A 23629-nucleotide genomic window follows, 5' to 3' on the forward strand; every position below is an offset into this window, starting at 1 on the left:
GAACTTTTTCCGCAAAACAGCCTTGTTTAATACTGTCCTACAAGAAGGGACCTTACGGAGGCGGTTTTCTCGACCGTCGGCAGGTCATGGACTCGATTCTCATCAAGATCTTCGCCACGGCGCTTGCCTTCAGCCAGGTCACTACCCGGCCGGATGGGGTCAAGACGGAGTTCGATGCGGTGCACGACCGCTTCGAGGTGGCGCAGCTTTTGGGTGCCGGCTGCGCCCACATGCGCAAGGCTTTCGACATCGAGGACATCAACCTGGACGATCTGATTGCCACTGCCATGGATGACAAGGAGGCGTTGAGCGGCGAGATCAAGGCGCTCAAAGGACTGAACCTGGCCGACCTCCACGTGGCCTACCGGGAGTTCTGTAAAGTCGAAAAAGTGGAAGGATCTCCGGTCGATCTCGGTCAGGTCATCGCTTTCTACAACAGCGCGGCCAGGGATCTGCCCGACGCCGAGCAGCTTAAACAGCTCAAGCTTCCCGGCACCAGCGTAATCCTCGATAACAAGAGCGAGCGCGTTGCCGAGATTTACGCGCCGAACAATCGCCGCATCTGGGTCAAGCTTGCGGATATCCCGGAAGCGGTGCGCAATGCATTCATCGCCGCCGAGGACAAGCGCTTCTTCCAACACACCGGCCTTGACGAGCGCGGACTGGTCCGCGCCTTCATCGGCAACTTCACGAAGCCGGGCCGACCGCAGGGCGGCTCGACCATTACGCAGCAGGTCGCCAAGAACCTGCTGGTGGGCAACGATATCACCTACGAAAGAAAATTGCGCGAGATGATTGTTGCCTCACGGATGGAGCGCGCCCTGACCAAGGCGGATATCCTCGAGCTCTATCTCAACTCGATTTATCTCGGGCGCGGAGCCTGGGGCATCGAGATGGCGGCGCGCAGCTATTTCGGCAAACCAGCCAAGGCGCTCTCCGCAGTGGAGGGCGCGCTGCTCGCCGGGCTCGCCAAGGGACCGAACTACTTCAATCCCGACCACCACCCTGAGCGCGCGCGCGAGCGCCTTGCCTACGTGCTGGGCCGCATGCAGGACGACGCCATGATCGACGCCGCCGCGGCGCAAGCAATATTGCCGCAGCTCGTCGAGTACCGGCCGACGCGCCGGGACTTCGGCTTTCACTTCGTCGATCACATCGCCCGCGAGGCTAAGACGGTCGCGGGCCTCGATAATCTCACCAATTCCTCCTACACGGTGCGCTCGACCGTCAACTCGGCCCTGCAGCGCGTAGTCGAGGCGACGTTGCAGGAGGGCCTCGCGCGATACGAGCTAAGCACCAGTCGTTACAAATTTGAGGGACCCGAGGCGAACATTTCCGATGCTGTCCGTCTGAGAGCGGCTGACCCGAAGGTCACGGAACCGGCTTGGCTCATGGCGTTGAAGACGACGCGGTTACCTCTCTATGACGTTCACTGGCAATCGGCGGTCGTCCTGGAGAATACGCGTGGCAAGCGCGGCCATGCGATCAACGTCGGTCTGACCGACGGAAGCATCCTGCCGCTGAACACCTGGAGCGCCGCGATCGGGCGCGGTCTCAAGCCGTACGACGTGGTCTATGTGCAGGTGCGCGAAGCCAAGGGTAAGCAAGCGGCGCGTGCCGATCTGCGCATTCGACCGACCGTACAGGGAGCGGCGCTCGTACTCGGGAACGAAACCGGACGCATTCTCGCGATGGCGGGCGGCTTTTCGTATCCGGCAAGCCAGCTCAACCGCGTGGTCCAGAGCCTGCGGCAACCCGGCTCGACCTTGAAGCCGCTGACCTACCTCGCCGCCCTCCGGAAGGGATTGCAGCCCAACACGCTGGTAATGGACGAACCCATTACGCTGGCACCGATCGGCGCGACGGGCTACGCGCGCCAGCGCGGTTTCTGGTCGCCGAAGAACTACGACGGCGGCGCTTCGGGCGCCATTACACTGCGGCGTGCGCTGGAAAACTCCCGGAATCTTGCCACCGCGCAACTGCTCGCGACCGGCCTCGACGACAGCGCCGAGCGAGGCCTCGACCGAGTCTGCGAGCTCGCGATGGAAGCGCAGCTCTACAAAGACTGCATGCGCTACTACCCGTTCGTGCTCGGTGCCCAAACTGTGCGGCTCATCGACCTTGCGGCGTTCTATGCAGCGATCGCCAACGAAGGCGCACGGCCCCGGCCCCATGCGATCGAAACGATCGAACAGGACGGCCGCGCAATCTACCGGCACGATCCGCACGCGGTGGACTGGATCGGCTCCGCCGACCGCGCATCGTTTTACCAGTTGAAATCGATGCTGCAGGGCGTGCTCGCGCGCGGGACCGCGCGCGCGGCGAAGCATCTCTCGCCCTATGTCGGCGGCAAGACCGGTACCACCGATAATTCGGCCGATGCCTGGTTCGTCGGTTTCACAAACGACGTCACCGTCGCCATCTGGGTCGGCTACGACAACAGCGACGGCGGGCGACGCACCCTTGGGCCCGGCCAGACCGGGGGGAAAGTGGCGCTGCCGATGTTCGAGCCGATCGTGCAGGCAGCCTGGGAGCTGCACGCTCCCAAGACGGCGTTGAACGGCCCTTCGCGCGAAGCCATGCGTCAGCTCGTTACTCTGTCGATCGATCCTCATACCGGCGATCCTGCACCGGCCGGCTCCGGGCGCGCTTTCACCGAGTACTTCAAGAGGGATCCGGCGGGCAGAATCGACGATTCGCAATTTCGGATAGTCTCGCGTGCAGAAAGCTACACCTATCGCGGCGGTCGTGACGAAGACGACGGGCCATTCCAGCAGTGGTCCTACGGCAATCGCGTTTATGGCGATAACCGGCTGCCCTTTCCATTCCCAACCTGGCGCCTTGGTCCGCGCGGACATCCCTCCTGGCGCGAATATCCCGATGACGAGGACCGCCTCCCGCGACCGCCGCTCCGAGTCGATCCCGATTATTTCTGGCGGCGGCTGAATTGAGCATTGCCATGAGCCTCCACCGTGCCGCTGTCCTCATCGCCGCCTGCGTGGCCATTTGCACGAGCGCGGCGGCAGCGCAGGAATTCCAGGTGGAGGACGTGCCCGCAGCCGCCAGCGTTCCGATCGCACAGATCAAACCGCGCACGGTCATCTTCGCCGACCAACGCAACGACAAGCTCGCCGATTCCTCGACCGGGCTCATTCCTTTCGACGATTGGGCCCGCTCACGTCCGGTTCAGCGGCGCTTCCTCTCGCTCTTCCCAAGCTTCGTTGAGCCCACGCTCAAACAACAAACGAAGCTGAAGCTCTCGGTCTACCAGGCGGAGGCGCGGTTTCGACTTCCAAAGCCGGCAGCGGCATTGGATCTGTCGCGGTATGCGAATGTCGCGTTCCTCGAGCAGATCGATCCGGCAGTCAAGCACCGGCCGATCACGGCGAGCGATGCTGTTCCCAACAAGGACGCGGGCGCCGCGCACAACCGTCCGCCGAATCGCCGCTGGTGCGAGGACGCGAAGGCGGTTTGCGTGCAGTCCCGCTACATGTTCGAAGGGAAAATTCCGGCGGGCATTCAGCTTGCCAACAAACTGCGCGAGGAGAGCAAAAAGCCCATCCCGGATTTCATCGAGTTTCAGAGTGAGATCATGCTGGTCACGCAGCCGGACCTTGCCGAGCTGCCGAGCCTGACCGGGCTCGACTCCGCAGTCACCAGCGGGCTCGAGCAGAACATCTTTTGGGTCAACCAGGTCATCCAGTTCGGCAAGCTGCTTGCGGTTCTGCAACAGCATCCGACCGAGCGGGAAGCCGCCATCGCGACGGTCTACATCCTGATTGCGGTCAGGAACGACGTGCTGAACAAGCAAAAGGAATACAGCAATACACCCATGCTGCGAAACCTCGTGCCCGCGCAACTGCTCATGGGCAACAGCTCCTTCAACAGCGGCGATTCGCTGAGCGCCGGCCTGCCGAAATACGCCAGAAGCCGCATCAAGGCGATCGCCGAGATCATGGAGCGGGAATGAGCAGATCGCGTGCGCGAACTAGTTAGTTAGTACTAGCCCCTCATGGTGAGGAGCGCGAAAGCGCGTCTCGAACCATGAGGCCCCGTCTGTGGCCTACATCCTTCGAGACGCCCGCTCCGCGGGCTCCTCAGGATGAGGGTTGAGCGCTGTGACGCAGTAGAACTAGACTGGCGCCTCACGCGCATCTTGCGCGATCAAGCGCGCCTCAGGTTTGTTCTTGCAATATCGCGGCACCGAGTTCGTCGAAACGAAACAGTTGATAGATCCGCTGGCCATTGTAATCGAGCATCCTCAGATCGTCTGTTTCGTGCAAATCGCTCTCGACCGCGTGGAAATGTCCGCCATAGCGCTCCTTTGCGAGATCAAGCGGCACATCGAAAGCGACAAACTTGCCGATACCCTTGGCCTTGAGCCTGCTCAGGAACTTCGCATCGTGCAGCGTTTCGTGGGATGTGAGGACCAGCAATGGACCACCGGCCGTAAGCAGCAGAAAGGACCTCATCGATCAACTCCCTGGTCGTTGGTTTCACCAGCATCGCGGCCCTGCGAACAATGTTGCGGTTACGTCGGGCTGATGCTTGTCGATAGATACATAAGACCGAGAATGACGACTGAGAATAGGAGCGCGTAAGACGGGTCGAGCTTTTGTGAAACCCATCACTGCGGGTGGCGTTGGAGAACGCCCCTTCGAAGGTGCGCGCTCCCAAAATATCGACAACAACCCCATGCAAAGTAGCAGGCGGGCCGCCGGCATTCGACAAGGCAACTTGACACGTCGGGCAAATCAGGGGCATTTTTCGATTATTCCGAAATCCTGTACGCGCCCGTCGCGCCCTGCAATAGCGGGCGCGTCCGTCGCGATTGCAGCCGAAAAATCCTCACCCACAATTGAAATCGCAGGGATCACCGCGGCGAGCGATCGCCTGCGCGTGGCCGAACCGCGCGCGCTGGCCGCGCGCGCCGCCTAAGGAATCTCGACATGAACACCGCTCCTGAGATCACGACGTCAACGGCGATTGCCGAAACCGGCCAGGCCAACGCTGCCGCAGCCCCGCGAATAAAGCTGCTGTCGCACGGATTCTCCATCGACCATCCAGATCAAGAGCTCGGCGAACAGCTCATGGTGAATGCACTGGGGGTCTCCGATCGCGAAGCGATGCACGGCATCCTCCGGCAATTGGTCAAGGCCAGCGTGAGCGGCGAGAGTCCTGACGAGGTCAACCTCTCCTTCATGATTTCGATGGTGAAGAGCATTCGCCCGCGGGATTCGGTCGAGGCCATGTTGGTGGCGCAGATGGTTTCGGTTCATGTGATGGCGATGCGATGCGCCCATCACCTTGCGAATGCGGACGATCTCGCTCAGCACGACAGCGCCGCGCGCGCATTGGGCAGGCTCGCCCGCACGTTTCCCGCCCAGATCGAGGCGCTGAATCGCTACCGGAGCCATGGCGAGCCCGCCATCACCGTGCAGAACGTGTCGGTCGGGGATGGCGGCAAGGCCATTGTCGGCAACGTCACGCAGCATGCGCGCGTGATCGTTTCCGACAAGAGCCCGGCATCCGCGGCGCGGAGGGCGCCGAAGGCCGCAGGCTCCAGGCGAAGGCGCGATTCCGCCTCCAAGCAGGAAGCGCAGCCATGAGCGATCACATCAGAAATACCGGCCCGATGCTGGCGAGCCCGCGGTGCGGCGCCAAAACCCGCGCCAGTGGCGCGTGCCGCTCGCCGGCGGTGAGCGGCAGGAAGCGATGCCGTATGCATGGCGGTGCACCGGGATCCGGCGCGCCAAGGGCAAACCAGAACGCGCGCACGCATGGCCTGTTCAGCAGGGATGCGATCGCCGAACGAAGGCAGATTCAGGCGTTGTTGGGTGAAGCGCGAAAGCTGATGGAGGAGATGAAGTGAGAGGCTTTCGCCACGACAGAGCGCCTGCAACCCACTGATTTCTGGCCCTGTTCGTTAATGGAATTTCAGTCAAAAAGTGCTATATTGATGATATGAATAAGCTAACTTGCTCTTCGACCGCAGAGCACATACGGACCCTGGCCCGGACGTTCCAAGTGTCCTACACGGAGGGTCCAAATGATCGCCTGGCACACCACATTTCCCGCCTGGCGGGGGACACGGTTGAGCTTGATGAGATCGAGCAGTTGCTGATTGGTTTGCAGCGAGCCAAACACATTACACGCATAGAGATGATCCAGCTTCAGGCCCGCTACCTGCACGAAGCCAAGCCGTGACATTCGATCCGTTCGGCGACTTTGAATCGCGCGGGTATCTAAGGAATGTTGCTCAAGAGAAAGACCCTGCCATTGTGAGGCGGCTGGAGCATGCCTCCCTTACAACCGGAATCGACGACGCTTTCGAAGCGCTAAAAACGAAGAAGGCCCTCACCTACTCCGACGTGCTCACCACGCACAAAATACTGTTCGAAGCAATGTATCCGTGGGCCGGGCAGGATCGCACCCAGACAGCGCCCAACATTGCGGTAAGCCGTGGCAGCCTCGCTCGCCACCTACGCTGCTGTCAACTTGCGAGCCTTCTTCGCTCGCACTGGCAACCTGCTTTCGACTGAAAACCCGACATTCAGCGCCCGCATGATGGTGGCGATCGTTTCGAAACGCGGCTTGGCACCTGGCGCAAGTGTCTTGTAGAGGCTTTCCCGGCCGAGACCGGACGCCTTCGCGACCTCCGCCATGCCGCGCGCCTTGGCGACGTCACCAAGCGCCTCGAGCAATACGCCGGGGTTTTCGTCGCGGACCGCGAGCGAAAGATATTCCGCAATCGCTTTCTCACTATCGAGATAGTCAGCGACCTCGAATGGCGCGTAAGTGACCTTTGCCTTCGCGTTTGCCTTGGCTTTAGCCTTCTTCATCGCCCGCTCTCCTTCAATTCCCTCGCCTTGCCCAGAGAGGCTTGTGACAGCCGGTGCAGTATCCGCGCCTTTGCCTTCTGATCTTTCAAGCTATTCAGCCAATCGGAAAGACGGATGACCGAATGAGCGTGCTCATGGCCAAATGTATCTAACTGGATACAGTTTGTCACGAAGAAGCCGCGTAGGGACCGCTTTCTCGCCCCCCTCGTCGGCGCGATGCGCAGGATTGTCGCCCACGTGGCGCCGGCACCGGGCCGCCACTATGACCCCACGATTTCGCCATACGCATCGTGTTGTTCGCTCGCACGACCCTTCCCGTCAGGCTAGCCTTCGGAAACATAGACATGGGCGGTGATTTCATTGGCCGCTGGCGTGCGGGTAGCGGCAGGAGAACGGCACGGCAAGCGAAACCCGGACAGTACAGCGCGAAGGTGCTTGCTTGCGGCTCATTGCTGCTCTCGTGTGTCATCGTCGCTGGCATGGCGACGCAAACGGCATTGGCGGAAATAGCCGCGCCGGCCGCGACACGCGTCGCTGATAACGAAAGAGAGCAGGGAGGGCCTGGCGTCGCGCAAGCATCCCGCACGCAGAAGTCGGAACCCGAAACAGTCCTGCGACAGCCTGAGGTGCAGAAGCCAGCGCCGGAAGCTGCCGTTCAAATGCCGGAAGCATGGAAATCGAGCCACGAGGCCAAGGATTTATCTGTACCGGAGCTCGTCTTGCCGGGCGATCTGGCCAAGAAGATCGGCCAGAAGATCTGGCTGAATGAAACAGGCGGGAAAAGTGATGCGATCACGTCATGGAATGCGAACGAGGAATTCGCTTCCCTAGGCATCGGTCATTTCATCTGGTTTCCTGTCGGCAAATGGCTGCCTTTCGAGGAGAGCTTTCCGGCCCTGCTCGAATTCATGCGCAAGAAGAACGTGCGTTTGCCCGCCTGGCTGGACCAGACGCAAATTCCGGCCAACCCGTGGACAAGCCGGGCTGAATTCAGGAGGAACGCCAACTCACCGCAGATGAAAGAGTTGAGGCAGCTTCTGCTCGACACCGTGGCGGAGCAGACGCAATTCATGGTGACGCGGGCGCAAGGTGCGATGGAGAAGATCCTCAAGACGACGCCCGACGGCACGGAGCGCGAACATATCGTCATCCAGTTCACGCGCGTCATTCGCGCCTCCGAGGATTTTTATCCGCTGATCGACTACATCAACTTCAAGGGCGAGGGCACCAACCCGAACGAAGCCGCCATGGACAGGGAGACCGGGCGGCGGCAGGGTTGGGGTCTCAAGCAGGTGCTGCTCAAGATGAACGGCGTGACCGGCGATCCGAAGGCCGTGCGCGCCGAATTCGCCGATGCGGCGCAGTTCGTCCTGCAGCAGAGGGTTCGCAACCTTCCATCCAACCGTGTCTTCGAGGTCGGCTGGCTGCGCCGCGTCGCGACCTACCGCCGCCCGATCGCGGATCCGGAATCGAGCCCCAAACGGGCTCTGAGGAAATCATTGCGAGTGACGGCGGCTCAATAGCTTTGCTCATCTTTTGTTTGAGCATGATCTCCGCGCAACGCGTTCCACTGACGTCGCGAGGGAAAGCCGGCTTCCACTTTTCCGGATCATGCTCTAAGGGACAGTTGCCATTTTTGCCATGCGTGAGGCTGCTTGTCCCGCGACGTTCGTCAGCAATCGCGGGCTGCGCCTCGCTGACGTCAACCTTTGGCCCTCTTCGCCATCACCTTCTCATAGGCCGTCTGCAGCCAACGACGCGCGATGGTCTCGGCGGGGCGGTGCATTTTCGTGCACTGTCACCCAAATTAAGAAGTTGCTGGAGGAGATGAAGTGAGTTGGTTTCGCAGTCCATGTCAAAATAAGGGCCGGTGACGCTATCCTTACGGGTTGTCAACCTTTGCCGAACATGGTGGAAGCACCGCAGGAGCGCATGCACATGACGAAGCTTTTCACGACTGGATATGAGGGTAGCAATCCGGCGGACTTATTTGCAACCCTTCAGAAAAGTGGTGTGACGCTCCTAATCGATGTTCGGGACGTCCCGATCTCCCGCAAGCCAGGATTTTCGAAGTCCGCTCTTGCAAGAGGGCTTGACGAAGTCGGGATCCGATACCTGCACTTGAAGGCACTCGGCGATCCAAAACCGGGTCGTATCGCCGCCCGGGAAGGCCGGTTCTCAGACTTTCGGCGAATATTCAGCGCGCACATGATGACCACTGCGGCGCAGCAAGCCTTATCCGAGGCGGTGGCGGCCGCTTCAGAATCCATTTCGTGTTTGCTTTGCTTCGAACGGGATCATACTAATTGCCACCGCTGCATCGTTGCCGAGTCGATGGCTCAGCGCGCGAAATTCAGTCTGGTACATTTGACCGCTACACCGCTAGTTGCCCGGACCACTTCAAGAGGTGGTATTTGTTCTAATGACAGGACACCCGCCTACATCGGGTAGCACCGAAGCCATAGTGATCGTAAAGGCGGCGCCGCAAGTCGGCCGCCGCCACGGTGAGACGGTTTGTTGCGCCGGCATTGACCTGTATGGGAATTGGCTCAGGCTTTACCCCGTATCCTTCCGAACGCTGGAGCAGTCGAAGAAGTTCGGACGTTGGGATCGAATTAAATTCAACTGGCGCCTTCCCAACGACGACAAACGCACTGAGAGCCGGCGAGTAGATCAGCAGTCCATTGAGATTGTCGGTAAGCTCAGAAAGTCGGAGCGACCCGCCTTTCTCGCCAAGGCAATTGTGACGAGCCTCGTGCGCGAGCGTGAGCTCGGCAGGAGCTTCGCACTATTGAAGCCGGAAATCCTTGCATTCAAGGTCGAGAAAAAGGACGTCGAAGAAATAAAGGCAGAAAAGGAATTGTTCGATTCGATCCGCGCCCAGGACGATCTGTTCGCAAAACAGGTAACGAACAACTACAATCCGTGTCCGTACAATTTCAAATACCGCTATCGAACAGACGACGGCGTTCGTGAAGGGACGTGCCAGGATTGGGAAATCGAAGCGACCTATCACAATTGGTCGAGAGAGTATGGCGAGCGGCGAGCCTTGGCCGACATGGAGCAGGTGTTTGGTCGCGACTATCCAGCAAGGGGCATGCTTCTGGCGATGGGAACACATTCACTTCACCAAGATACCTGGCTCATCAATGGTGTGGTCCGACAAGACGATATCAGCCAAGCGTCCATGTTCTAGCGTGTGATAGAGAGCCCTCGTGACCAGCAAATTCAGCGATCCAAATTTGCTCTTCGCTGCAATAGCAGATGGGCCGATTTCGTCGGAAGAACTGCTTCATATGTCGCTAAGCGGCTGCACGCACGAAGAGGCAAGAGCACATTTCAAAGAGCGCGCCAGGGTTAGGAAAGCGGCTGACGCTATTGAGGGACAACCCTTGGAAACCTGGCCAGCGTTCGATGTGCGCTGGGACTTAGACCAGAGAAGCTTTTACCGCGTGTATGACGGAGCCAATCCGGACCAGGTGAATGCGGACGAGTTCGTCCTGATTCCGGACGTTTCATTGGCTGCCATCGATGCTGCGCTCACTCCGCACTGGCATCGGACTGCAGAAGAGGTTTGGACCGTCGGATCTCCGGATAAAGCGGCGCGTGCAATAGTTCATTGGCACGAGGGCGGCCGAATGACACCTCCGTTGATCGTTCCCACGAGCGACGGACGACTGACCATTGGTGGCGGCAACCACCGCCTGGCAGTCGCTCGAGCAAAAGGGACGGCCCTCTTACCAGTCTTGGTAAAGGAGGATCAGGAGACGCGGGTCCGCGACATTCTGCAATTCCAATGATAGCGTCAGCCAGTAGTCCGCTTACCGCGGTGGAGGGTACCGTTTTCTCCCGGGTTAGGAGCCGCCCGAACTTAATACCTCGCCTTCTTTAGCCGTGAGTCAAAAGCGCGCTGAATGAAGTGGCTGCCTAGACACCTCGCTAAAAGGTTGATTTCTACCCAAAGTTGCCGCCAAATCGCACGACTGCATTGGGGGATAACATGGACTTTAGGTCTTTTTTCGACTTCTGCGAAAAGCTTTTCCGCGTTTGGATCGGCACCGCTTGGGGGAAGGGAGCGCTAATTCTGATCGCTGGCGGCGTCCTCTCGATCACAAGCATCACTCAATACGTAGTACCACCCTTTGCCAAGCTCTTCGGCGTCAGCATTACAATTCCCGATACTCCAGCTTGGCTTAGCCTGGTTCTCATAGTGCTCGGCATTTCGTTACTAATTCTCCAACGCGTGATTCCCGAGCGGCCCGCGATACAAGAACCGCCCCGTGGCAACCCGCATGACGTGAAGCTGCTGGCTGACTATCGAGCATTAATGACACCAGAGCTTATCGCATTTCTCACAGACCACAGTTTTAGACTCCCCTATCGTGTCTCCATTCTAAATCCCCTCGAACTCATCGCTTATGAGTGGCGTGGCGCCCATTACGAATTCTTGGACTCAGAACTTCAAGACTCACTGTCAAACGTTATTGGAGCATCTCGCGGACTCTGTAATGTCATCACCAACCGGATTTTCCCTGATTACAACAATCCCGAGATCGGCACGCCGCTCACCGATCTGGACCTGCGAGAAGGAATACAACCCGAGACCAGGGCCGCTATCGAGCAGATGAACACGCTTGCAAAGGGAGTCGTAACCACGGCGAACAATTTCGAAACACTTGCTCGCCTGAAACTTCCCTTATAACCCAGCGAATAGCCCGCATGGGCGCGTGATGGACCATCGCCCCGATGTCGCTGTGTTTGCCGACTAGCCGATGGTAATGCTTTGAGGTGATGCCGATGAGTGGAGAACTAATTCCAATTTCGGATGAGCAAGCAAAGGCTATCCAAGAGGCCTTGAAAACTCTCCAAGAATTCGGCGGCTTCTTGCGCGAAACATTAGGCACTGTGCCAGCCGATGTCGTTGGTCTCCTTGGTGGTGATTACCTAAAGGTGAGGCGCGCTGAAAACCTCGCAAAAATCATTGAAAGAGCAAAAAAGAGATTGGAGCAGCGACAAATAAAAACTGAGCCTCCCGCGCTTCCGTTGTTGCTTCCGATGTTGACCGCTGCTGCAGACGAGGACCGGGATGAACTACAGGAGATCTGGGCCGGCCTCCTTGAGGCTGCGGCCGACCCCTCTCGTAGGACAGCATTCCGACTTAGGTTCATCGAGATCGCTAAACAACTCGATCCCCTCGATGTCAAAGTTCTCAATGCACTGACGGCTGGCGCAGGCTTTCTTGACCCCGATGTCCGTCAAACCCTGGTTAAGCTAGGCCTCAACAGCGACGAAATACAAATTTCTGCGTCTAACTTGCTGAGTCTTGGTCTGGTTGGCGACGCTGGCCGATGGACGCTTTACCCATTGGGAAAAACAGTTCCTTAGGGCCGTCCGATGAAGCAGGGTAGAAATCAAACCGAACACTCGGTGTCCCACCATTGAGAGTGGGTCAATTCTGAAAAAACCTCAATCAGATCGGGACCAGAATGAAGATTTGGCGCTCCCTAGGGGAATCGAACCCCTGTTTCAGCCTTGAGAGGGCCGCGTCCTAACCGCTAGACGAAGGGAGCGTGTGCTTCAGGGAATAGCCTCGAAATGTGCGGTCGGCAAGGCAAGTCTGCAGCCTTCGACCCGGTGCACACCCGATCCGCCCTGCCTCAGGGTTCATTGACGAATTTGAGCTTTCCGGCGGGTTTCAGCGTCTTGGCGTCGAAAGTGCGGATTTCGATCACCCCGCTTATATCCAGCGTCAGCACCAGCCGCTCGCCGGCGACCGCGGTCGAGACGATGCGGGCGCCCCTGGGCAGGGCTTCCGTGATGTCGGTCGTGCCAGGCGTGGGACTTCCCTCGCCGCGGTAAAGACGGTACCCGACGGCGATCAGGACCACGGCCACCGCAAGCGCCGAGGTCAGGCCCGCGATCAGCATCATCCGCCGCACCCGCGCGATCAGCGCGGCCTGTTCGGGGGTCGGTTCGGGCGCAACAGTATCGGTCATGCAAGGCTCTAGCTTGGAACAGAGATCATCGAACGGCGGTCAAAGGCTGGAGGTTACCGTCGGCGGCGACGAGGGGTCACCCCGCCTCGACCGCGTGCTCGCGGTGCTCCGCCCGGAACTGTCGCGCTCGCGGCTGAAAGCGCTGATCCTGGCCGGTTCCGTTACCGCCAGGGGCACCCCCATCCGCGACCCCGCTTATCATGTCGCGCGGGGGGATACGATCACAATCGACGTCCCCGAAGCCGCGCCGGCGGAGCCTTTGGGCGAAGATATCGCGCTCGACATCGTCTATGAGGACGACGACATCATCGTCATCGACAAGCCGAAGGGACTTGTCGTTCACCCCGCCGCCGGCCACGAGAGCGGCACGCTGGTAAATGCCTTGATCGCGCATTGCGGCGCCAGCCTTTCCGGCATTGGCGGCGTACGGCGGCCGGGCATCGTGCACCGGTTAGATAAGGACACCACCGGCCTGATGGTGGTCGCCAAGAACGACCACGCCCATCAATCGCTGACCGCGCAATTTTCCGATCACGGCCGCACCGGTCCGATGCAGCGCGGCTACATGGCCTTCATCTGGGGCGTACCCAACCGCCAGCGCGGCACGGTCACCGCCCCGATCGACCGGCATCCGTACGCCCGCGAAAAAATGGCGGTGCGCCCGGGCGGACGCGAGGCCGTCACCCATTGGGAATTGCAGGCGGCCTATCAGGGGCGCGACGGCAAACCGGTCGCCTCGCTGCTCGCTTGCCAGCTCGAGACCGGGCGGACCCATCAGATCCGGGTGCACCTCGCCCATATCGGCCACCCCCTGATGGGCGATGCCGTCTATGGCCCGCACTTCAAGACCAAGGCCCGCCACCTCGGCCCCGAGGGCCAGGCGGCGCTGGCCGCCCTCGGCCGACAGGCCCTGCACGCTTATCTGCTTGCCCTGGAACACCCCCGAACGGGAGAACTTTTGCTTTGGGAGGCGCCCCTGCCGGAGGATCTCATCCTTCTACAAAGCGCCCTGGAAGCGGCCCTATGACGCAGGCTTTTCAGGAAACATAAGCTATGCCAATAGGTTATTCCTGCCACACGGGGACGTGACGTCAGCATTCCTTCCCTATTTGTTCGTTTTTTGCTATGTTGCATATGCGTTGAATATCCAACGCGGAACATCGCAGCGTGATTGGCTTTAACACAGCGATCACCTGCCGGGCCCGCCGCTATCGGGGGCCTGAACCACTGGAGGGCGCTCAAATGGCCCGTACAGCTACGTTACCGGTTCTCAATGGAGAATCCGGTCTCTCTAGATACCTCGCCGAGATCCGCAAATTTCCGATGCTGGAACCCCAGCAGGAATACATGCTCGCCAAACGCTGGCGCGAGCATGACGATCGCGACGCGGCGCATCACCTTGTCACCAGCCATCTCCGGCTCGTGGCCAAGATCGCCATGGGCTATCGCGGCTACGGCTTGCCGATCTCTGAAGTCGTTTCAGAGGGCAATGTCGGCCTGATGCAGGCGGTCAAGCGGTTCGAGCCCGAGAAGGGTTTTCGTCTCGCCACCTACGCCATGTGGTGGATCAAGGCTTCGATTCAAGAGTACATTCTGCGTTCATGGTCGCTCGTGAAAATGGGAACCACCGCGAACCAGAAGAAGCTCTTCTTCAACCTGCGCAAGGCGAAGAGCAAGATCTCCGCGCTGGACGAAGGTGATCTCCGCCCCGATCAGGTAAAGCTGATTGCCAAGCGTCTCGGCGTGACGGATCAGGACGTGATCGACATGAACCGCCGTCTCGGCGGCGACGCGTCGCTCAACGCGCCGATCCGCGACGACGGCGAAGCCGGCGAATGGCAGGACTGGCTGGTCGACAACTCGCCCAACCAGGAAGCCGTGATGGCCGAGCACGAGGAGTTCGATCACCGCCGTCGGGCGTTGAACGGCGCCATCGGCGTGCTCAACCCGCGCGAACGCCGCATCTTCGAGGCGCGGCGCCTGGCGGAAGAGCCGATGACACTGGAAGACCTCGCCGCCGAATTCGGCGTCTCGCGCGAACGCGTGCGGCAGATCGAGGTCCGCGCTTTCGAAAAGGTGCAGTCGGCCGTCAAGGGCACGATTGCCCGGCAGGAAGCCGAACTCGAAGCCGCGCACTAATCGCGGCAGAGGTATCAAGTAACGAAGGCCGGCGGCAACGCCGGCTTTTTGTTTTTGGCACTCTGTTTACGCTAACTCGGCCGTCGTCCTCCGCGAAAGCGGGGGACCCAGTACTCCGCGGCGGTCGTGAGACTGCGCGCAATAACTGCGGTCTCTGGAATACTGGATCGCCCGCCTTCGCGGACGATGACAGCAGTAGTCTACTCCCCCCACTCCCGCGCCATCTTGGCCAACGCACAGCCTTCGCAATAGCGCGCGTCTTTGAAGTCGATCCAGTTGTGCGCATAGACGCGATCGAGCGGAATGCCGTAACGCGCGCGCAGCACCTTTACCAGAATACGCCACGCCGCTACTTGCGCATCCGTCGGGCCCCGCGTCACGTCAGGATAATTGCCGGCGAATTCGACGCCGACCGAATTGCTGCCGACCACCTGACGATAGGTCGGGCCGTTGTCGATGTACTTGTTGTCGTTGCGGTTGGCGCCGTCGCCATGCGTCGGAACGAGATGTTCGCCGACCGCCCAGTACACCGTGCCGTCGGTTTCGACCCAGACCATCACGCCGCGCCGCGTCGGGTTCTTCGATTGCGCCAGCGCGCCGCCGCGCGCGGAGCCCGTCGGCCCTTCGGTCTGATGCACGATGATGTTGCGCCAGGGATGGGCCTTTGCGAGATCGCCCCATGGCGCCAGCCAGACCATCTTCAAGCCGGGAATATCTGGCGTGCCCGACGAACGCGCGATCGCGGCGAGGTCGGGCGATTGCGCGAAGGCGCAAGCAGGAAGCGAGAGGGCGAACAGTGCCGCCGCGACGAGGCGAAAATTCATGACCGAGGTCCAGTGCCGAACCTTAGTAGCACGCCTCAGGCCCGCTTGCGCAGAGCCACCTCCGCTTCCGTTTCGGCTTCAGGCACCAGCGGCGGCGCCGGATCGTAGACGGCAAAGCCGTTCCGGCCGGCCTTCTTGACGTCGTACAGCGCATGGTCGGCGGCGGCGATCAGGCGATCGGGGAAGCCGCCCATCTCGCGGGTCCATTGTGCGACGCCGATCGACACGGCGATCGGAATGTCGTTGCCGGTGCATTGTTCGGCGTCCGCGCGGCAGACCTCCAGCACGCGGCGCGCGATCATCGCGCCCTCGCGCAGCGTCGAGGACGGCAACACGATGCAGAATTCGTCGCCGCCGGTGCGTGCCAGCATGTCGCCGGGCCGCAGCCGGGTTTGCGCCATCAGGGTGAAATGCTGCAGGCAGGCGTCGCCCGCGGCGTGACCATAGGTGTCGTTGATGCCCTTGAAGCCGTCGAGATCGATCACCAACAGCGCAAAGGGCTGACCGCTGCGCTCGGAGCGCGCGCATTCTTCCGTGAGCCGCTGCACCAGATGACGGCGATTGCCGACGCCGGTAAGGTCGTCGAGCAGCGCCAGATCCGCGACTTCGTTGCGCAACCGGTCCATCGCCATCAGCAGGAAGCCGAAATTCAGCGACATCGACAGGAATACCAGCACCAGGATGACGACCGACTGCGCCGGGCTGACATGCATGTAGGAGAAGCCGCCGCCCATGCCGGTCACCGCGCCGAACAGCCGGGCCGCGAAAATCGCCATGATGACGATGGTGACGATGCCGGCCAGCCGGGCGCCCGGATTAGCGCGGCCGTCATGCCGGCTCAGCAGCAGTTTCAGGCCCAGCGCCATCGGCAGCGTCTGCGCGATCGTGAAGACGGTCATCCGCGCCGGTACGCTGTCGTAGACGAAAATGAAAAAGGTCAGACCGACAAACGCAAGGCCGGTGGTCAACGCGGTGTGAAGCCACGAAACGGGCCGGGTGAAGAATTTCTGAATTCCCATCGTGGCAAGGCAGATCGCCAGTACCAGCGCGGTGCCGGCGAACAGCAGCGGCACGAGAGAATCCGGGAAGACTACGCGCAGCATCGCCATCGCAGCACCGGCCGCCGCGACGAATGCCGAGCCGGTCCAGAACCGCGCGGCCTCGAACGACGGATAGCATCGCATGACGTAGGCCCAGATCAGGCCCAGCGCGAGAAAATTGATGACGAACACCGTCCACAGCGTCGGAACGCTCAGCATCGCGAACTCAGGACGCGCGCGCGTCCCGTCTCCCCTGTTGTCTAACGACTGCTCAAGACCTGCGCGCCTCGAGGCGTCCCCACGACGAACTCCGTCGTCTTACGGGACAAAATGCATCTGCGCCGCTTAACGGACCCTGACCACCGCCGGCCAATCCAAACCGTGGTTTTGAATTGATGAAGATCGCGCGCGTTCGGACATCGTTAAGCATGATGCGCGCGCATGCGGGCGGCAGAGGCGACGCGCGTTTCGGCAAAAAATCGTATCAAAATGCATAACAACTGTGGATAACGTGATGACACCGCCATGACGGCACGCGGCAGGGGCCTGCGAATCTGCTGGGATCGTGTGCGAGGATGTTGCGAGGCTGGCCCTCCGCCAAGCATGCCTCGGTGTCGCGTTTCAATCCATGAAAACCTTGAGAGGATACTATGGCTAAGAAAGCGAAGAAGGCGAAGAAGGCGAAGGCCAAGAAGGCCAAGAAGTCGAAGAAGAAGTGAATTTCGGCCCGGGTGGAGTGCTCAGCTCCGCCCGGGCTCCCAACTCCGGGCCTAGTTTTGGAGAATGGCGGGCCGCGGGTCCGCCTTTTTATTTGCGGCGGCGAACTCAATACGGATCGCGTTGCTGCGCCTGCAATGACGGTCGCGCGAAAAAATCTACCGCTCCGCAAGCGCCAGCTTCGCCCCGAGCGCGGCAAATCCCGCCGCAAAGCTGCGGCGCAGCCAGGCCATTACCTTCGGCCGGGTGATGACGCGGTCGCGCATCGCGGCCGCGAACAGGCCGTAGAGCGCGAACACCGCAAACGTCATCGCCATGAAGGCTGCGCTCAATTCCAGCATCCGCGCCAGCGGATGCGGCTCGTCGAGCGCGACGAATTGCGGCAGGAAGGCCAGGAAGAAGATCGAGAGCTTTGGATTGAGGATGTTGACCAGGATGGCGGTGACGATGACGCGCCGGCTGGAGCGCGCCTTCGCGGCCGGGCGCGTGTCGATCGCAAGCGCGCCCGTCTCGCGCAACGCCTGCCAGGCCATGTAAAGCAGATACGCCACGCCGCACCATTTCAGCGCGGCAAAAGCCAGAGCACTGGTGTGCAGCACGGCGGCGAGCCCGAGCATGGCGGCCAGCATATGCGGCACGATGCCGAGGGTGCAGCCGAAGGCCGCCGCGATGCCCGGCCGTGCGCCCAGCGTCAGCGCCACCGCCAGCGTGTACAGCACGCCGGTGCCGGGGGAAGCGACCACGATCAGCGAGGTCAACAGGAACGACAGGGTCATGTCCTGTCATTAACACGATGGCATCAGGCGCGAAAGCAGGGCGGCGGCTTACGGGCGCGGTTCGCCGCCGTGCTCTCGTGCATAGACCATGCGCTCCGCCTCGCGGATCACGTCGAGCGGTGCCCATGGCTTGGCCCAGAACTGCACGCCATCGGGCAATTCCTGATGCAGCGGCTTGCCCGAGGTAACGATCACGCCCATCTCGGGATTGTACTTCCGGGCGATGTGCGCGAGTTCGACACCATCCATGTTGCCGGCAAGCTGCACGTCGGTCATCATCAAGACCAGACTGCCGGCAGCGCGCTCCAGCACCAGTTCAGCAGCCTCGGCGCTCTCGCATTCGATGACATCGACCTCACTCTCCTCCAGCAGCAGGCAGATCATGTTCCGCTGCATCGGGTCGTCCTCGACAATGAGGGCCGTTGCGCGATGGGGTTTGGATTGTCCCATGTGAGCCTCCTCTCAGAATCGCGTCGGCTGGCGATGCCGCCCCTCTGTCGGGTATTCGACACTAAGCGCGGAAACCGCTTTATGGTTCGGTTCCAATTTGCGAAAGTTTGCAGGAACCCACCTATCCTCGACCTGCAAGGAGTTCGATCCGACATGACTGCGATATCTGGAAGTGCGGCCGCGGTGACCGGCGCCGCCAGCGGCATCGGCCGCGCGCTGGCGCTGGAACTGGCCGCGCGCGGCTGCGATCTCGCGCTCGCCGATCGTGACGAGGCCGGTCTGCAGCAGGTGGCCGCCGAAATCGGAAAAGCGAACAAGCGCAAGGTAACGATCCACCGCGTCGATGTCGGCGAGCCCGCCCAGATCCAGGAATTTGCCAATGCGGCAATCGCCGCGCATCCGGAGCTGAACATCGTCATCAACAATGCCGGCGTCGCGCTGCTCGGCGCCTTCAACGAGGTCGACCAGGCGCAGATGGAATGGCTGATCAACATCAATTTCTGGGGCGTGGTGCACGGCACACGCGCCTTCCTGCCGCATCTTTCGACGAGGCCGGAGGCGCATATCGTCAACCTCTCCTCGATCTTCGGCATCGTCGCCCCGCCGGGCCAGACCGCCTATTGCGCCGCCAAGTTCGCGGTGCGCGGATTTTCGGAAAGCCTGCGGCATGAGCTCGCGATGGCGAACAGTCCGGTGAAGCTCTCGGTGGTGCATCCCGGCGGTGTCCTGACCAACATCGTGCGCAACTCCCGCACCGGCAGCGGCATCGCCGACAATGCGCGCCGCGCCGAATCGATCGAGCGTTTCGATGCGATCGCCAGGACCACGCCGCCGGCCGCAGCGCAACGCATCATTCTCGGCATCGAGAAAAACCAGCCGCGCATTCTGATCGGCAACGACGCGAAGTTCATGGACCTCTTGCAGCGGTTTCGCCCGGCGACCTACTGGGCGGTGTTGGCGAAGCGGATCGGGAAGATGGGCGCGCAGGCGGCGAAGTGATTTCATTTTTGAGTGACACTGTCGACGCTCGGGTGGTCGGCTCCCTCTCCCCTTGCGGGAGAGGGTTGGGGAGAGGGGTAGCCACAAGCACCGCCGTTGCCGCCACCCCTCTCCCCAGCCCTCCCCCGCAAGGGGGGAGGGAGCACACCATCCGCGTGGCTATATCAACGCCCCACCAGCCGGTCCGCGAAATACCCGATCGTCTTGCGGTAGATCGTCGCCCTGTTCCACTCCCGCATGGCTTCGAAATTCGCAGTGCCTTCGCCGTATGGCGCGCCGGCCTTGAAGCCTGACACGTGCAGCAGGTTCGCGGTGGAGGCGAGCACATCGGGCACGCTGTGGCGCAGGTCGACATGGCCGTTGCCGTCGAAATCGACGCCGTATTTGATGTAGGACGACGGCAAGAACTGCGTCTGGCCGATCTCGCCGGCGAAGGCGCCGATCAAATCGCGCAGGGGGAGATCGCCGCGCTGCACGATCTTCAGCGCGGCCAGCAATTCGCCCTGAAACAATTCGGTGCGGCGGCAATCATGGGCCATGGTCATCAGCGTGCGGACCACCGGCATCTTGCCGATGTCGCCCTTGCCGTAATCGCTCTCCAGCCCCCAGATCGCGACGATGATCTGCGGCGGCACACCGAATTTCTGTTCGATGCGTGCCAGCAGTGACGCGTGCCTCAGCAGCATCTGCCGCCCGATGTTGATGCGTCCGGGGCCGACGCGGGTCGAGACATATTGCTCGAACGTCTTGTTGAAAGTGCCGCGCTGGCGGCGGTCGAAAACGAGCACCGCCGGATCCTGCGTGATGCCGGCAAAGGCCTGGCCGATCACCGCTTGCGAGACGCCGGCGGCCTGCGCCTCCGCCGCCATCGCCGAAACGAAGGTGTTGAAATCGCCGCCACAGCGGGCGGCATAAGTGGGGGTGGAGAAGATGACGGCGCCGAGAAAAATGGCCCAACGAAATATGCGCATGCGAATCCCTTGTTACGTCTCGTGCCGATCATGCCATGGGAAAACGGCGCGCGAAACCTCGTCGTCCCGCGCACGCGGGGACCCATACGCCGCGGCCGATGTTGTTAAAAGCGGACTGGTCGACGGCTTGGCTTCAACAATTGCCGCCTGTGGTTATGGGTCCCTGCGTTCGCAGGGACGACGGCGATTGGCTTCGGTGGTGGAAGCCCCTACTCCCCACCATCAATCTGCCGGCCCATCAGCGCGATCGCCTTCTGATAGACGCCCGCGGCATTCCAGGCCTGGATGGCGGCGAAATTCGGCTCGCCCGGCTGATAGCCGGCGCCCGCGCGCCAGCCATGCGCCCGCAAAAAGTTCGCGGTCGACATCAGCGCGTTGGCCGAGTTTTCGAGATTGCCGGTACCGTAAGCCAAAATGGCTTTTGGCATGAACTGCGTCTGGCCGACTTCGCCATGCATCGAGCCGCGCTGGCTGGCAGGGAGCGCGCCGCGATCGATCAATTGCAGCGCCGCGTAGAGGTGCTCGGTGAAATAGGCCGAGCGCCGGCAGTCATAGGCGAGCGTCGCGATCGAGGCGAGCATGTTCTGATTGCCGCGCTGGCTGCCGAACCCGGTCTCCATGCCCCAGATCGCGATGAGCGGCCCCGGCGGCACGCCGTAGCGCTGCTGAATGGAAGAGAACAGAGCGGCTTGCGATTGCTTCAGCGAGCGCCCGCGCGAGACGATGGTCGTTGCGCCGCGCTTGGCGAGAAACTGGTCGAGCGAGAGATTGAAACTGCGCTGGCCGCGGTCGGCATTGATGGTCGCCTGCGCGTAGTTCGTCGCCATCAGGGCCTGGATGGTCGAGGCGCTGATGCCCTTGGCGCGGGCCTCGCCGGCAAACTCCTGCTTCCAGGCAGCGTAGCCGGCGGCCGAGCTGCCGCATTGGGCGGCGTGGGCGTAGGAGCTTAGGGATGCGAACAATGCGACGGTGGCGCTGAAAGCAAATGCGATACGGAGCATGGAAGGACCATTCCTAAGAGAGCACTGCAAGTACGCATCGGTTTCTAGCACGTCCTCAGCCGCGCATCGAGAGTTGCGGCAGATGCATGGGCAGAATCTGCTAACCCCTGGCCTCTCGAAACGGCCATGATTGCGACTATTTTGAATCGATCGATATGCTGGCCGTTCCTTAAACCACCGCGTCGAATTGGTGGCGCCGTAGCTGCAACACGTGGCCCGGCGCCCGCCTTGGCCCTCACAAGGACAATGGCAATGACCAGGTCCAGTGGCTTCAAAGTCGGAATGGGAATTGCGATCGCCGCGCTCACGGCAATCCCGAACGCGGCCGCCCAAGCGCCAACGCTTTCCGTAGACCCTTCACGATTGCCGCGTCTCGGCACCATCGACAAGCGCTTTCAATCGTACAATGTGGAGATGGTCGAGGTCACCGGCGGACGGTTCTGGAAACCCTACAGGTCGAGTGCCCCGGCGCCATCTGTTCGGGGCGCCGACAACGCCGAAAATATTCCGGCGGGCGCGAACCCCGACCGCTACGCGTATCGGGCGCCGATCGACCTGTCGAACCGCCGGCTGCGCATATTGGCTGCTGCGCTAGCCCCAGCCTACCTGCGCGTCAGCGGCACCTGGGCCAATAGCACCTACTTTGCTGAAAACGATGCGACGCCGCCGACGCCGCCTGACGGCTTCCGCGCGGTGCTGAGCCGCGAGCGCTGGAAAAGCGTCATCGACTTTGCCCGCGCCGCCGGCGCAGAGATCGTGACGTCGATGGCCATAAGCCCCGGTGCCCGGGACGCTGCAGGCCGATGGCGGAGCGATCAGGCGCGTCGCTTGTTCGCCTACACCAGATCCATCGGCGGCAGAATTGCCGCCACCGAGTTCATGAATGAGCCGACGCTGGCCGCCATGGGACGCGCGCCGAAAGGATACGATGCGGCGGCCTACGGGCGGGATTTCAAAGCCTTTGTTGCGTACATCAGGGCCAGCGAACCGGATGTGATCGTTCTCGGCCCCGGTTCGATCGGCGAGACAACAGCGTCGCAATCACCCCCGCAATCCAGCTCCGATTTTCTTCGTACGCGGGATCTGCTTGCCGCATCCGGTGCCGGCATCGACGCCTTTTCCTATCATCACTACGGCGCCCTCTCGCAGCGATGCTCCGGGATTCCGGGCCAAACCACACCAGAGGCCGCGCTTTCGGAAAGCTGGCTGGCAAGCACGGAGCAAACGCTTGCGTTCTACCGATCGCTGAGGGACGAGTTTGCGCCTGACAAGCCGATGTGGCTGACCGAGACCGCCGAGGCCGCGTGCGGCGGCAATCCCTGGGCCTCGACGTTCCTCGATACGTTCCGCTATCTCGACCAACTTGGCCGGCTTGCCAGGGCCGGCGTCCAGATGGTGGCGCACAACACGCTGGCTGCCAGCGATTACGGCCTGCTTGACGAGACGACGTTGCGGCCGCGGCCGAACTACTGGGCGGCACTGCTTTGGCGCAGGCTGATGGGCACGACCGTTCTCGACGCCGGCGTGCACGATGGCGTGCACCTCTACGCGCATTGCCGACGAGGCGTGCGTGGCGCCGTCACGCTGCTCGCCGTCAATACGGACAGGACGAGCGCCGCAATGCTGCGATTGCCCGCGGCCAGCGAGCGTTACACGCTGTCGGCAGATCATTTGCAAAGCGCCGGGCTGAAGCTGAATGGAACGGTCTTGGAGCTCGGCCCGAACGACGATCTTCCGCAGGTCTCGGCGGTGACATCGCCGCCGGGTGTGGTCGAGATCGCGCCGGCCACGATTGCTTTTCTCACGGTCGAAAGTGCCAAAAATCCGGCCTGCGGTTGAGTTTCCCGGATTCCGGTTTGCAGATTTCGCTCAGA

The 23629-nt window shown here is 61.3% G+C and carries 25 protein-coding genes and 1 tRNA gene; 16 read left to right on the forward strand and 10 right to left on the reverse strand.

Annotation, left to right across the window (positions count from 1 at the left end; translation table 11 throughout):
- The first annotated feature begins 86 nt into the window (after positions 1–86).
- Together V1277_RS09290 and V1277_RS09295 are read left to right on the forward strand one after the other, a co-directional pair.
- Positions 87–2951 (forward strand): penicillin-binding protein 1A, encoded by a 2865-nt coding sequence (locus V1277_RS09290; protein ID WP_334415924.1) that lies wholly within the window; start codon positions 87–89, stop codon positions 2949–2951.
- Between the two features lie 8 nt (positions 2952–2959).
- Positions 2960–3970, forward strand: a complete 1011-nt coding sequence (locus tag V1277_RS09295) for a hypothetical protein (RefSeq protein WP_334415925.1) — start codon at positions 2960–2962, stop codon at positions 3968–3970.
- A 205-nt stretch (positions 3971–4175) separates the two neighbouring features.
- Here the strand turns inward: V1277_RS09295 and V1277_RS09300 are convergent, their stop codons facing one another.
- Entirely contained in the window at positions 4176–4472 is a 297-nt protein-coding gene (locus V1277_RS09300) for a cytosolic protein (protein WP_334415926.1), read from the reverse strand.
- 145 nt (positions 4473–4617) lie between these two features.
- Between V1277_RS09300 and V1277_RS09305 the strand changes: the two genes are divergently transcribed.
- The 4 genes from V1277_RS09305 to V1277_RS09320 all read left to right on the forward strand — a co-directional run bounded on the left by V1277_RS09305 (position 4618) and on the right by V1277_RS09320 (position 6207).
- Positions 4618–4938, forward strand: a complete 321-nt coding sequence (locus V1277_RS09305) for a hypothetical protein (RefSeq protein WP_334415927.1) — start codon at positions 4618–4620, stop codon at positions 4936–4938.
- A gap of 11 nt (positions 4939–4949) precedes the next feature.
- A complete protein-coding gene (locus V1277_RS09310) occupies positions 4950–5609 on the forward strand; it encodes a hypothetical protein (protein ID WP_334415928.1) in 660 nt (219 codons plus the stop codon).
- Positions 5606–5872 carry an HGGxSTG domain-containing protein gene (locus V1277_RS09315; protein WP_334415929.1) on the forward strand — a complete coding sequence of 89 codons (267 nt, stop codon included), beginning with the start codon at positions 5606–5608 and terminating at the stop codon, positions 5870–5872. Before V1277_RS09310 ends, V1277_RS09315 begins: the two co-directional genes overlap by 4 nt.
- Positions 5873–6027: 155 nt before the next feature.
- A complete protein-coding gene (locus tag V1277_RS09320; protein ID WP_334380235.1) occupies positions 6028–6207 on the forward strand; it encodes a hypothetical protein in 180 nt (59 codons plus the stop codon).
- A gap of 275 nt (positions 6208–6482) precedes the next feature.
- On the opposite strand, the gene V1277_RS09325 is transcribed toward V1277_RS09320, so the two are convergent.
- A complete protein-coding gene (locus V1277_RS09325) occupies positions 6483–6842 on the reverse strand; it encodes an addiction module antidote protein (protein WP_334415930.1) in 360 nt (119 codons plus the stop codon).
- A gap of 659 nt (positions 6843–7501) precedes the next feature.
- On the opposite strand from V1277_RS09325, the gene V1277_RS09330 reads away from it, so the two are divergent.
- The 6 genes from V1277_RS09330 to V1277_RS09355 all read left to right on the forward strand — a co-directional run bounded on the left by V1277_RS09330 (position 7502) and on the right by V1277_RS09355 (position 12227).
- Positions 7502–8365 carry a hypothetical protein gene (locus V1277_RS09330; RefSeq protein WP_334415931.1) on the forward strand — a complete coding sequence of 288 codons (864 nt, stop codon included), beginning with the start codon at positions 7502–7504 and terminating at the stop codon, positions 8363–8365.
- 415 nt (positions 8366–8780) lie between these two features.
- A complete protein-coding gene (locus V1277_RS09335) occupies positions 8781–9293 on the forward strand; it encodes a DUF488 domain-containing protein (protein ID WP_334415932.1) in 513 nt (170 codons plus the stop codon).
- A gap of 13 nt (positions 9294–9306) precedes the next feature.
- A complete protein-coding gene (locus V1277_RS09340) occupies positions 9307–10038 on the forward strand; it encodes a hypothetical protein (protein WP_334415933.1) in 732 nt (243 codons plus the stop codon).
- A 19-nt stretch (positions 10039–10057) separates the two neighbouring features.
- Positions 10058–10642, forward strand: a complete 585-nt coding sequence (locus V1277_RS09345; RefSeq protein WP_334415934.1) for a hypothetical protein — start codon at positions 10058–10060, stop codon at positions 10640–10642.
- Between the two features lie 200 nt (positions 10643–10842).
- Positions 10843–11544, forward strand: a complete 702-nt coding sequence (locus V1277_RS09350; protein WP_334415935.1) for a hypothetical protein — start codon at positions 10843–10845, stop codon at positions 11542–11544.
- Between the two features lie 95 nt (positions 11545–11639).
- Positions 11640–12227: an Abi-alpha family protein gene (locus V1277_RS09355; RefSeq protein ID WP_334415936.1), complete on the forward strand. Its 588-nt coding sequence runs from the start codon at positions 11640–11642 to the stop codon at positions 12225–12227.
- 110 nt (positions 12228–12337) lie between these two features.
- On the opposite strand, the gene V1277_RS09360 is transcribed toward V1277_RS09355, so the two are convergent.
- Both V1277_RS09360 and V1277_RS09365 read right to left on the reverse strand, forming a co-directional pair.
- Positions 12338–12412, reverse strand: a tRNA-Glu gene (locus V1277_RS09360).
- Between the two features lie 87 nt (positions 12413–12499).
- Positions 12500–12838 (reverse strand): hypothetical protein, encoded by a 339-nt coding sequence (locus V1277_RS09365; RefSeq protein ID WP_334415937.1) that lies wholly within the window; start codon positions 12836–12838, stop codon positions 12500–12502.
- Between V1277_RS09365 and V1277_RS09370 the strand changes: the two genes are divergently transcribed.
- Together V1277_RS09370 and rpoH are read left to right on the forward strand one after the other, a co-directional pair.
- Complete coding sequence (locus tag V1277_RS09370; RefSeq protein ID WP_334415938.1) at positions 12837–13865, forward strand: RluA family pseudouridine synthase; 1029 nt, start codon at positions 12837–12839, stop codon at positions 13863–13865. The two genes, V1277_RS09365 and V1277_RS09370, sit on opposite strands and share 2 nt — an antisense overlap.
- A 215-nt stretch (positions 13866–14080) precedes the next feature.
- Entirely contained in the window at positions 14081–14977 is an 897-nt protein-coding gene (gene rpoH, locus V1277_RS09375) for an RNA polymerase sigma factor RpoH (protein WP_334415939.1), read from the forward strand.
- Between the two features lie 200 nt (positions 14978–15177).
- On the opposite strand, the gene V1277_RS09380 is transcribed toward rpoH, so the two are convergent.
- From V1277_RS09380 to V1277_RS09395, 4 genes are all read right to left on the reverse strand, one after another.
- Positions 15178–15801 (reverse strand): peptidoglycan recognition protein family protein, encoded by a 624-nt coding sequence (locus V1277_RS09380; protein ID WP_334415940.1) that lies wholly within the window; start codon positions 15799–15801, stop codon positions 15178–15180.
- A 35-nt stretch (positions 15802–15836) separates the two neighbouring features.
- Positions 15837–17060 carry a GGDEF domain-containing protein gene (locus tag V1277_RS09385; protein ID WP_334415941.1) on the reverse strand — a complete coding sequence of 408 codons (1224 nt, stop codon included), beginning with the start codon at positions 17058–17060 and terminating at the stop codon, positions 15837–15839.
- 656 nt (positions 17061–17716) lie between these two features.
- Positions 17717–18334, reverse strand: a complete 618-nt coding sequence (locus tag V1277_RS09390) for a LysE family translocator (protein WP_334415942.1) — start codon at positions 18332–18334, stop codon at positions 17717–17719.
- Between the two features lie 48 nt (positions 18335–18382).
- Positions 18383–18784, reverse strand: a complete 402-nt coding sequence (locus V1277_RS09395) for a response regulator (RefSeq protein WP_028350228.1) — start codon at positions 18782–18784, stop codon at positions 18383–18385.
- Between the two features lie 153 nt (positions 18785–18937).
- Between V1277_RS09395 and V1277_RS09400 the strand changes: the two genes are divergently transcribed.
- Complete coding sequence (locus V1277_RS09400) at positions 18938–19783, forward strand: SDR family NAD(P)-dependent oxidoreductase (protein WP_334415943.1); 846 nt, start codon at positions 18938–18940, stop codon at positions 19781–19783.
- Positions 19784–19947: 164 nt separating this feature from the next.
- On the opposite strand, the gene V1277_RS09405 is transcribed toward V1277_RS09400, so the two are convergent.
- Together V1277_RS09405 and V1277_RS09410 are read right to left on the reverse strand one after the other, a co-directional pair.
- A complete protein-coding gene (locus tag V1277_RS09405) occupies positions 19948–20754 on the reverse strand; it encodes a lytic murein transglycosylase (RefSeq protein ID WP_334415944.1) in 807 nt (268 codons plus the stop codon).
- Positions 20755–20963: 209 nt separating this feature from the next.
- The gene (locus V1277_RS09410; RefSeq protein ID WP_334415945.1) at positions 20964–21755 is read right to left on the reverse strand and encodes a lytic murein transglycosylase; all 792 of its coding nucleotides are present in this window, start codon (positions 21753–21755) and stop codon (positions 20964–20966) included.
- Positions 21756–22007: 252 nt separating this feature from the next.
- On the opposite strand from V1277_RS09410, the gene V1277_RS09415 reads away from it, so the two are divergent.
- Positions 22008–23594 carry a hypothetical protein gene (locus tag V1277_RS09415; protein ID WP_334415946.1) on the forward strand — a complete coding sequence of 529 codons (1587 nt, stop codon included), beginning with the start codon at positions 22008–22010 and terminating at the stop codon, positions 23592–23594.
- Positions 23595–23629: the final 35 nt, after the last annotated feature.

This window comes from Bradyrhizobium sp. AZCC 1588, assembly GCF_036924735.1.
Taxonomy (GTDB): domain Bacteria; phylum Pseudomonadota; class Alphaproteobacteria; order Rhizobiales; family Xanthobacteraceae; genus Bradyrhizobium.

Coding starts and splice junctions, on each gene's coding strand:
- V1277_RS09290 (WP_334415924.1), top strand. CDS start 87: ATGGACTCGATTCTCATCAAGATCTTCGCCACGGCGCTTGCCTTCAGC.
- V1277_RS09295 (WP_334415925.1), top strand. CDS start 2,960: ATGAGCCTCCACCGTGCCGCTGTCCTCATCGCCGCCTGCGTGGCCATT.
- V1277_RS09300 (WP_334415926.1), bottom strand. CDS start 4,472: ATGAGGTCCTTTCTGCTGCTTACGGCCGGTGGTCCATTGCTGGTCCTC.
- V1277_RS09310 (WP_334415928.1), top strand. CDS start 4,950: ATGAACACCGCTCCTGAGATCACGACGTCAACGGCGATTGCCGAAACC.
- V1277_RS09315 (WP_334415929.1), top strand. CDS start 5,606: ATGAGCGATCACATCAGAAATACCGGCCCGATGCTGGCGAGCCCGCGG.
- V1277_RS09325 (WP_334415930.1), bottom strand. CDS start 6,842: ATGAAGAAGGCTAAAGCCAAGGCAAACGCGAAGGCAAAGGTCACTTAC.
- V1277_RS09330 (WP_334415931.1), top strand. CDS start 7,502: ATGCCGGAAGCATGGAAATCGAGCCACGAGGCCAAGGATTTATCTGTA.
- V1277_RS09335 (WP_334415932.1), top strand. CDS start 8,781: ATGACGAAGCTTTTCACGACTGGATATGAGGGTAGCAATCCGGCGGAC.
- V1277_RS09350 (WP_334415935.1), top strand. CDS start 10,843: ATGGACTTTAGGTCTTTTTTCGACTTCTGCGAAAAGCTTTTCCGCGTT.
- V1277_RS09355 (WP_334415936.1), top strand. CDS start 11,640: ATGAGTGGAGAACTAATTCCAATTTCGGATGAGCAAGCAAAGGCTATC.
- V1277_RS09370 (WP_334415938.1), top strand. CDS start 12,837: ATGCAAGGCTCTAGCTTGGAACAGAGATCATCGAACGGCGGTCAAAGG.
- V1277_RS09365 (WP_334415937.1), bottom strand. CDS start 12,838: ATGACCGATACTGTTGCGCCCGAACCGACCCCCGAACAGGCCGCGCTG.
- rpoH (WP_334415939.1), top strand. CDS start 14,081: ATGGCCCGTACAGCTACGTTACCGGTTCTCAATGGAGAATCCGGTCTC.
- V1277_RS09380 (WP_334415940.1), bottom strand. CDS start 15,801: ATGAATTTTCGCCTCGTCGCGGCGGCACTGTTCGCCCTCTCGCTTCCT.
- V1277_RS09385 (WP_334415941.1), bottom strand. CDS start 17,060: ATGCTGAGCGTTCCGACGCTGTGGACGGTGTTCGTCATCAATTTTCTC.
- V1277_RS09390 (WP_334415942.1), bottom strand. CDS start 18,334: ATGACCCTGTCGTTCCTGTTGACCTCGCTGATCGTGGTCGCTTCCCCC.
- V1277_RS09395 (WP_028350228.1), bottom strand. CDS start 18,784: ATGGGACAATCCAAACCCCATCGCGCAACGGCCCTCATTGTCGAGGAC.
- V1277_RS09400 (WP_334415943.1), top strand. CDS start 18,938: ATGACTGCGATATCTGGAAGTGCGGCCGCGGTGACCGGCGCCGCCAGC.
- V1277_RS09405 (WP_334415944.1), bottom strand. CDS start 20,754: ATGCGCATATTTCGTTGGGCCATTTTTCTCGGCGCCGTCATCTTCTCC.
- V1277_RS09410 (WP_334415945.1), bottom strand. CDS start 21,755: ATGCTCCGTATCGCATTTGCTTTCAGCGCCACCGTCGCATTGTTCGCA.
- V1277_RS09415 (WP_334415946.1), top strand. CDS start 22,008: ATGACCAGGTCCAGTGGCTTCAAAGTCGGAATGGGAATTGCGATCGCC.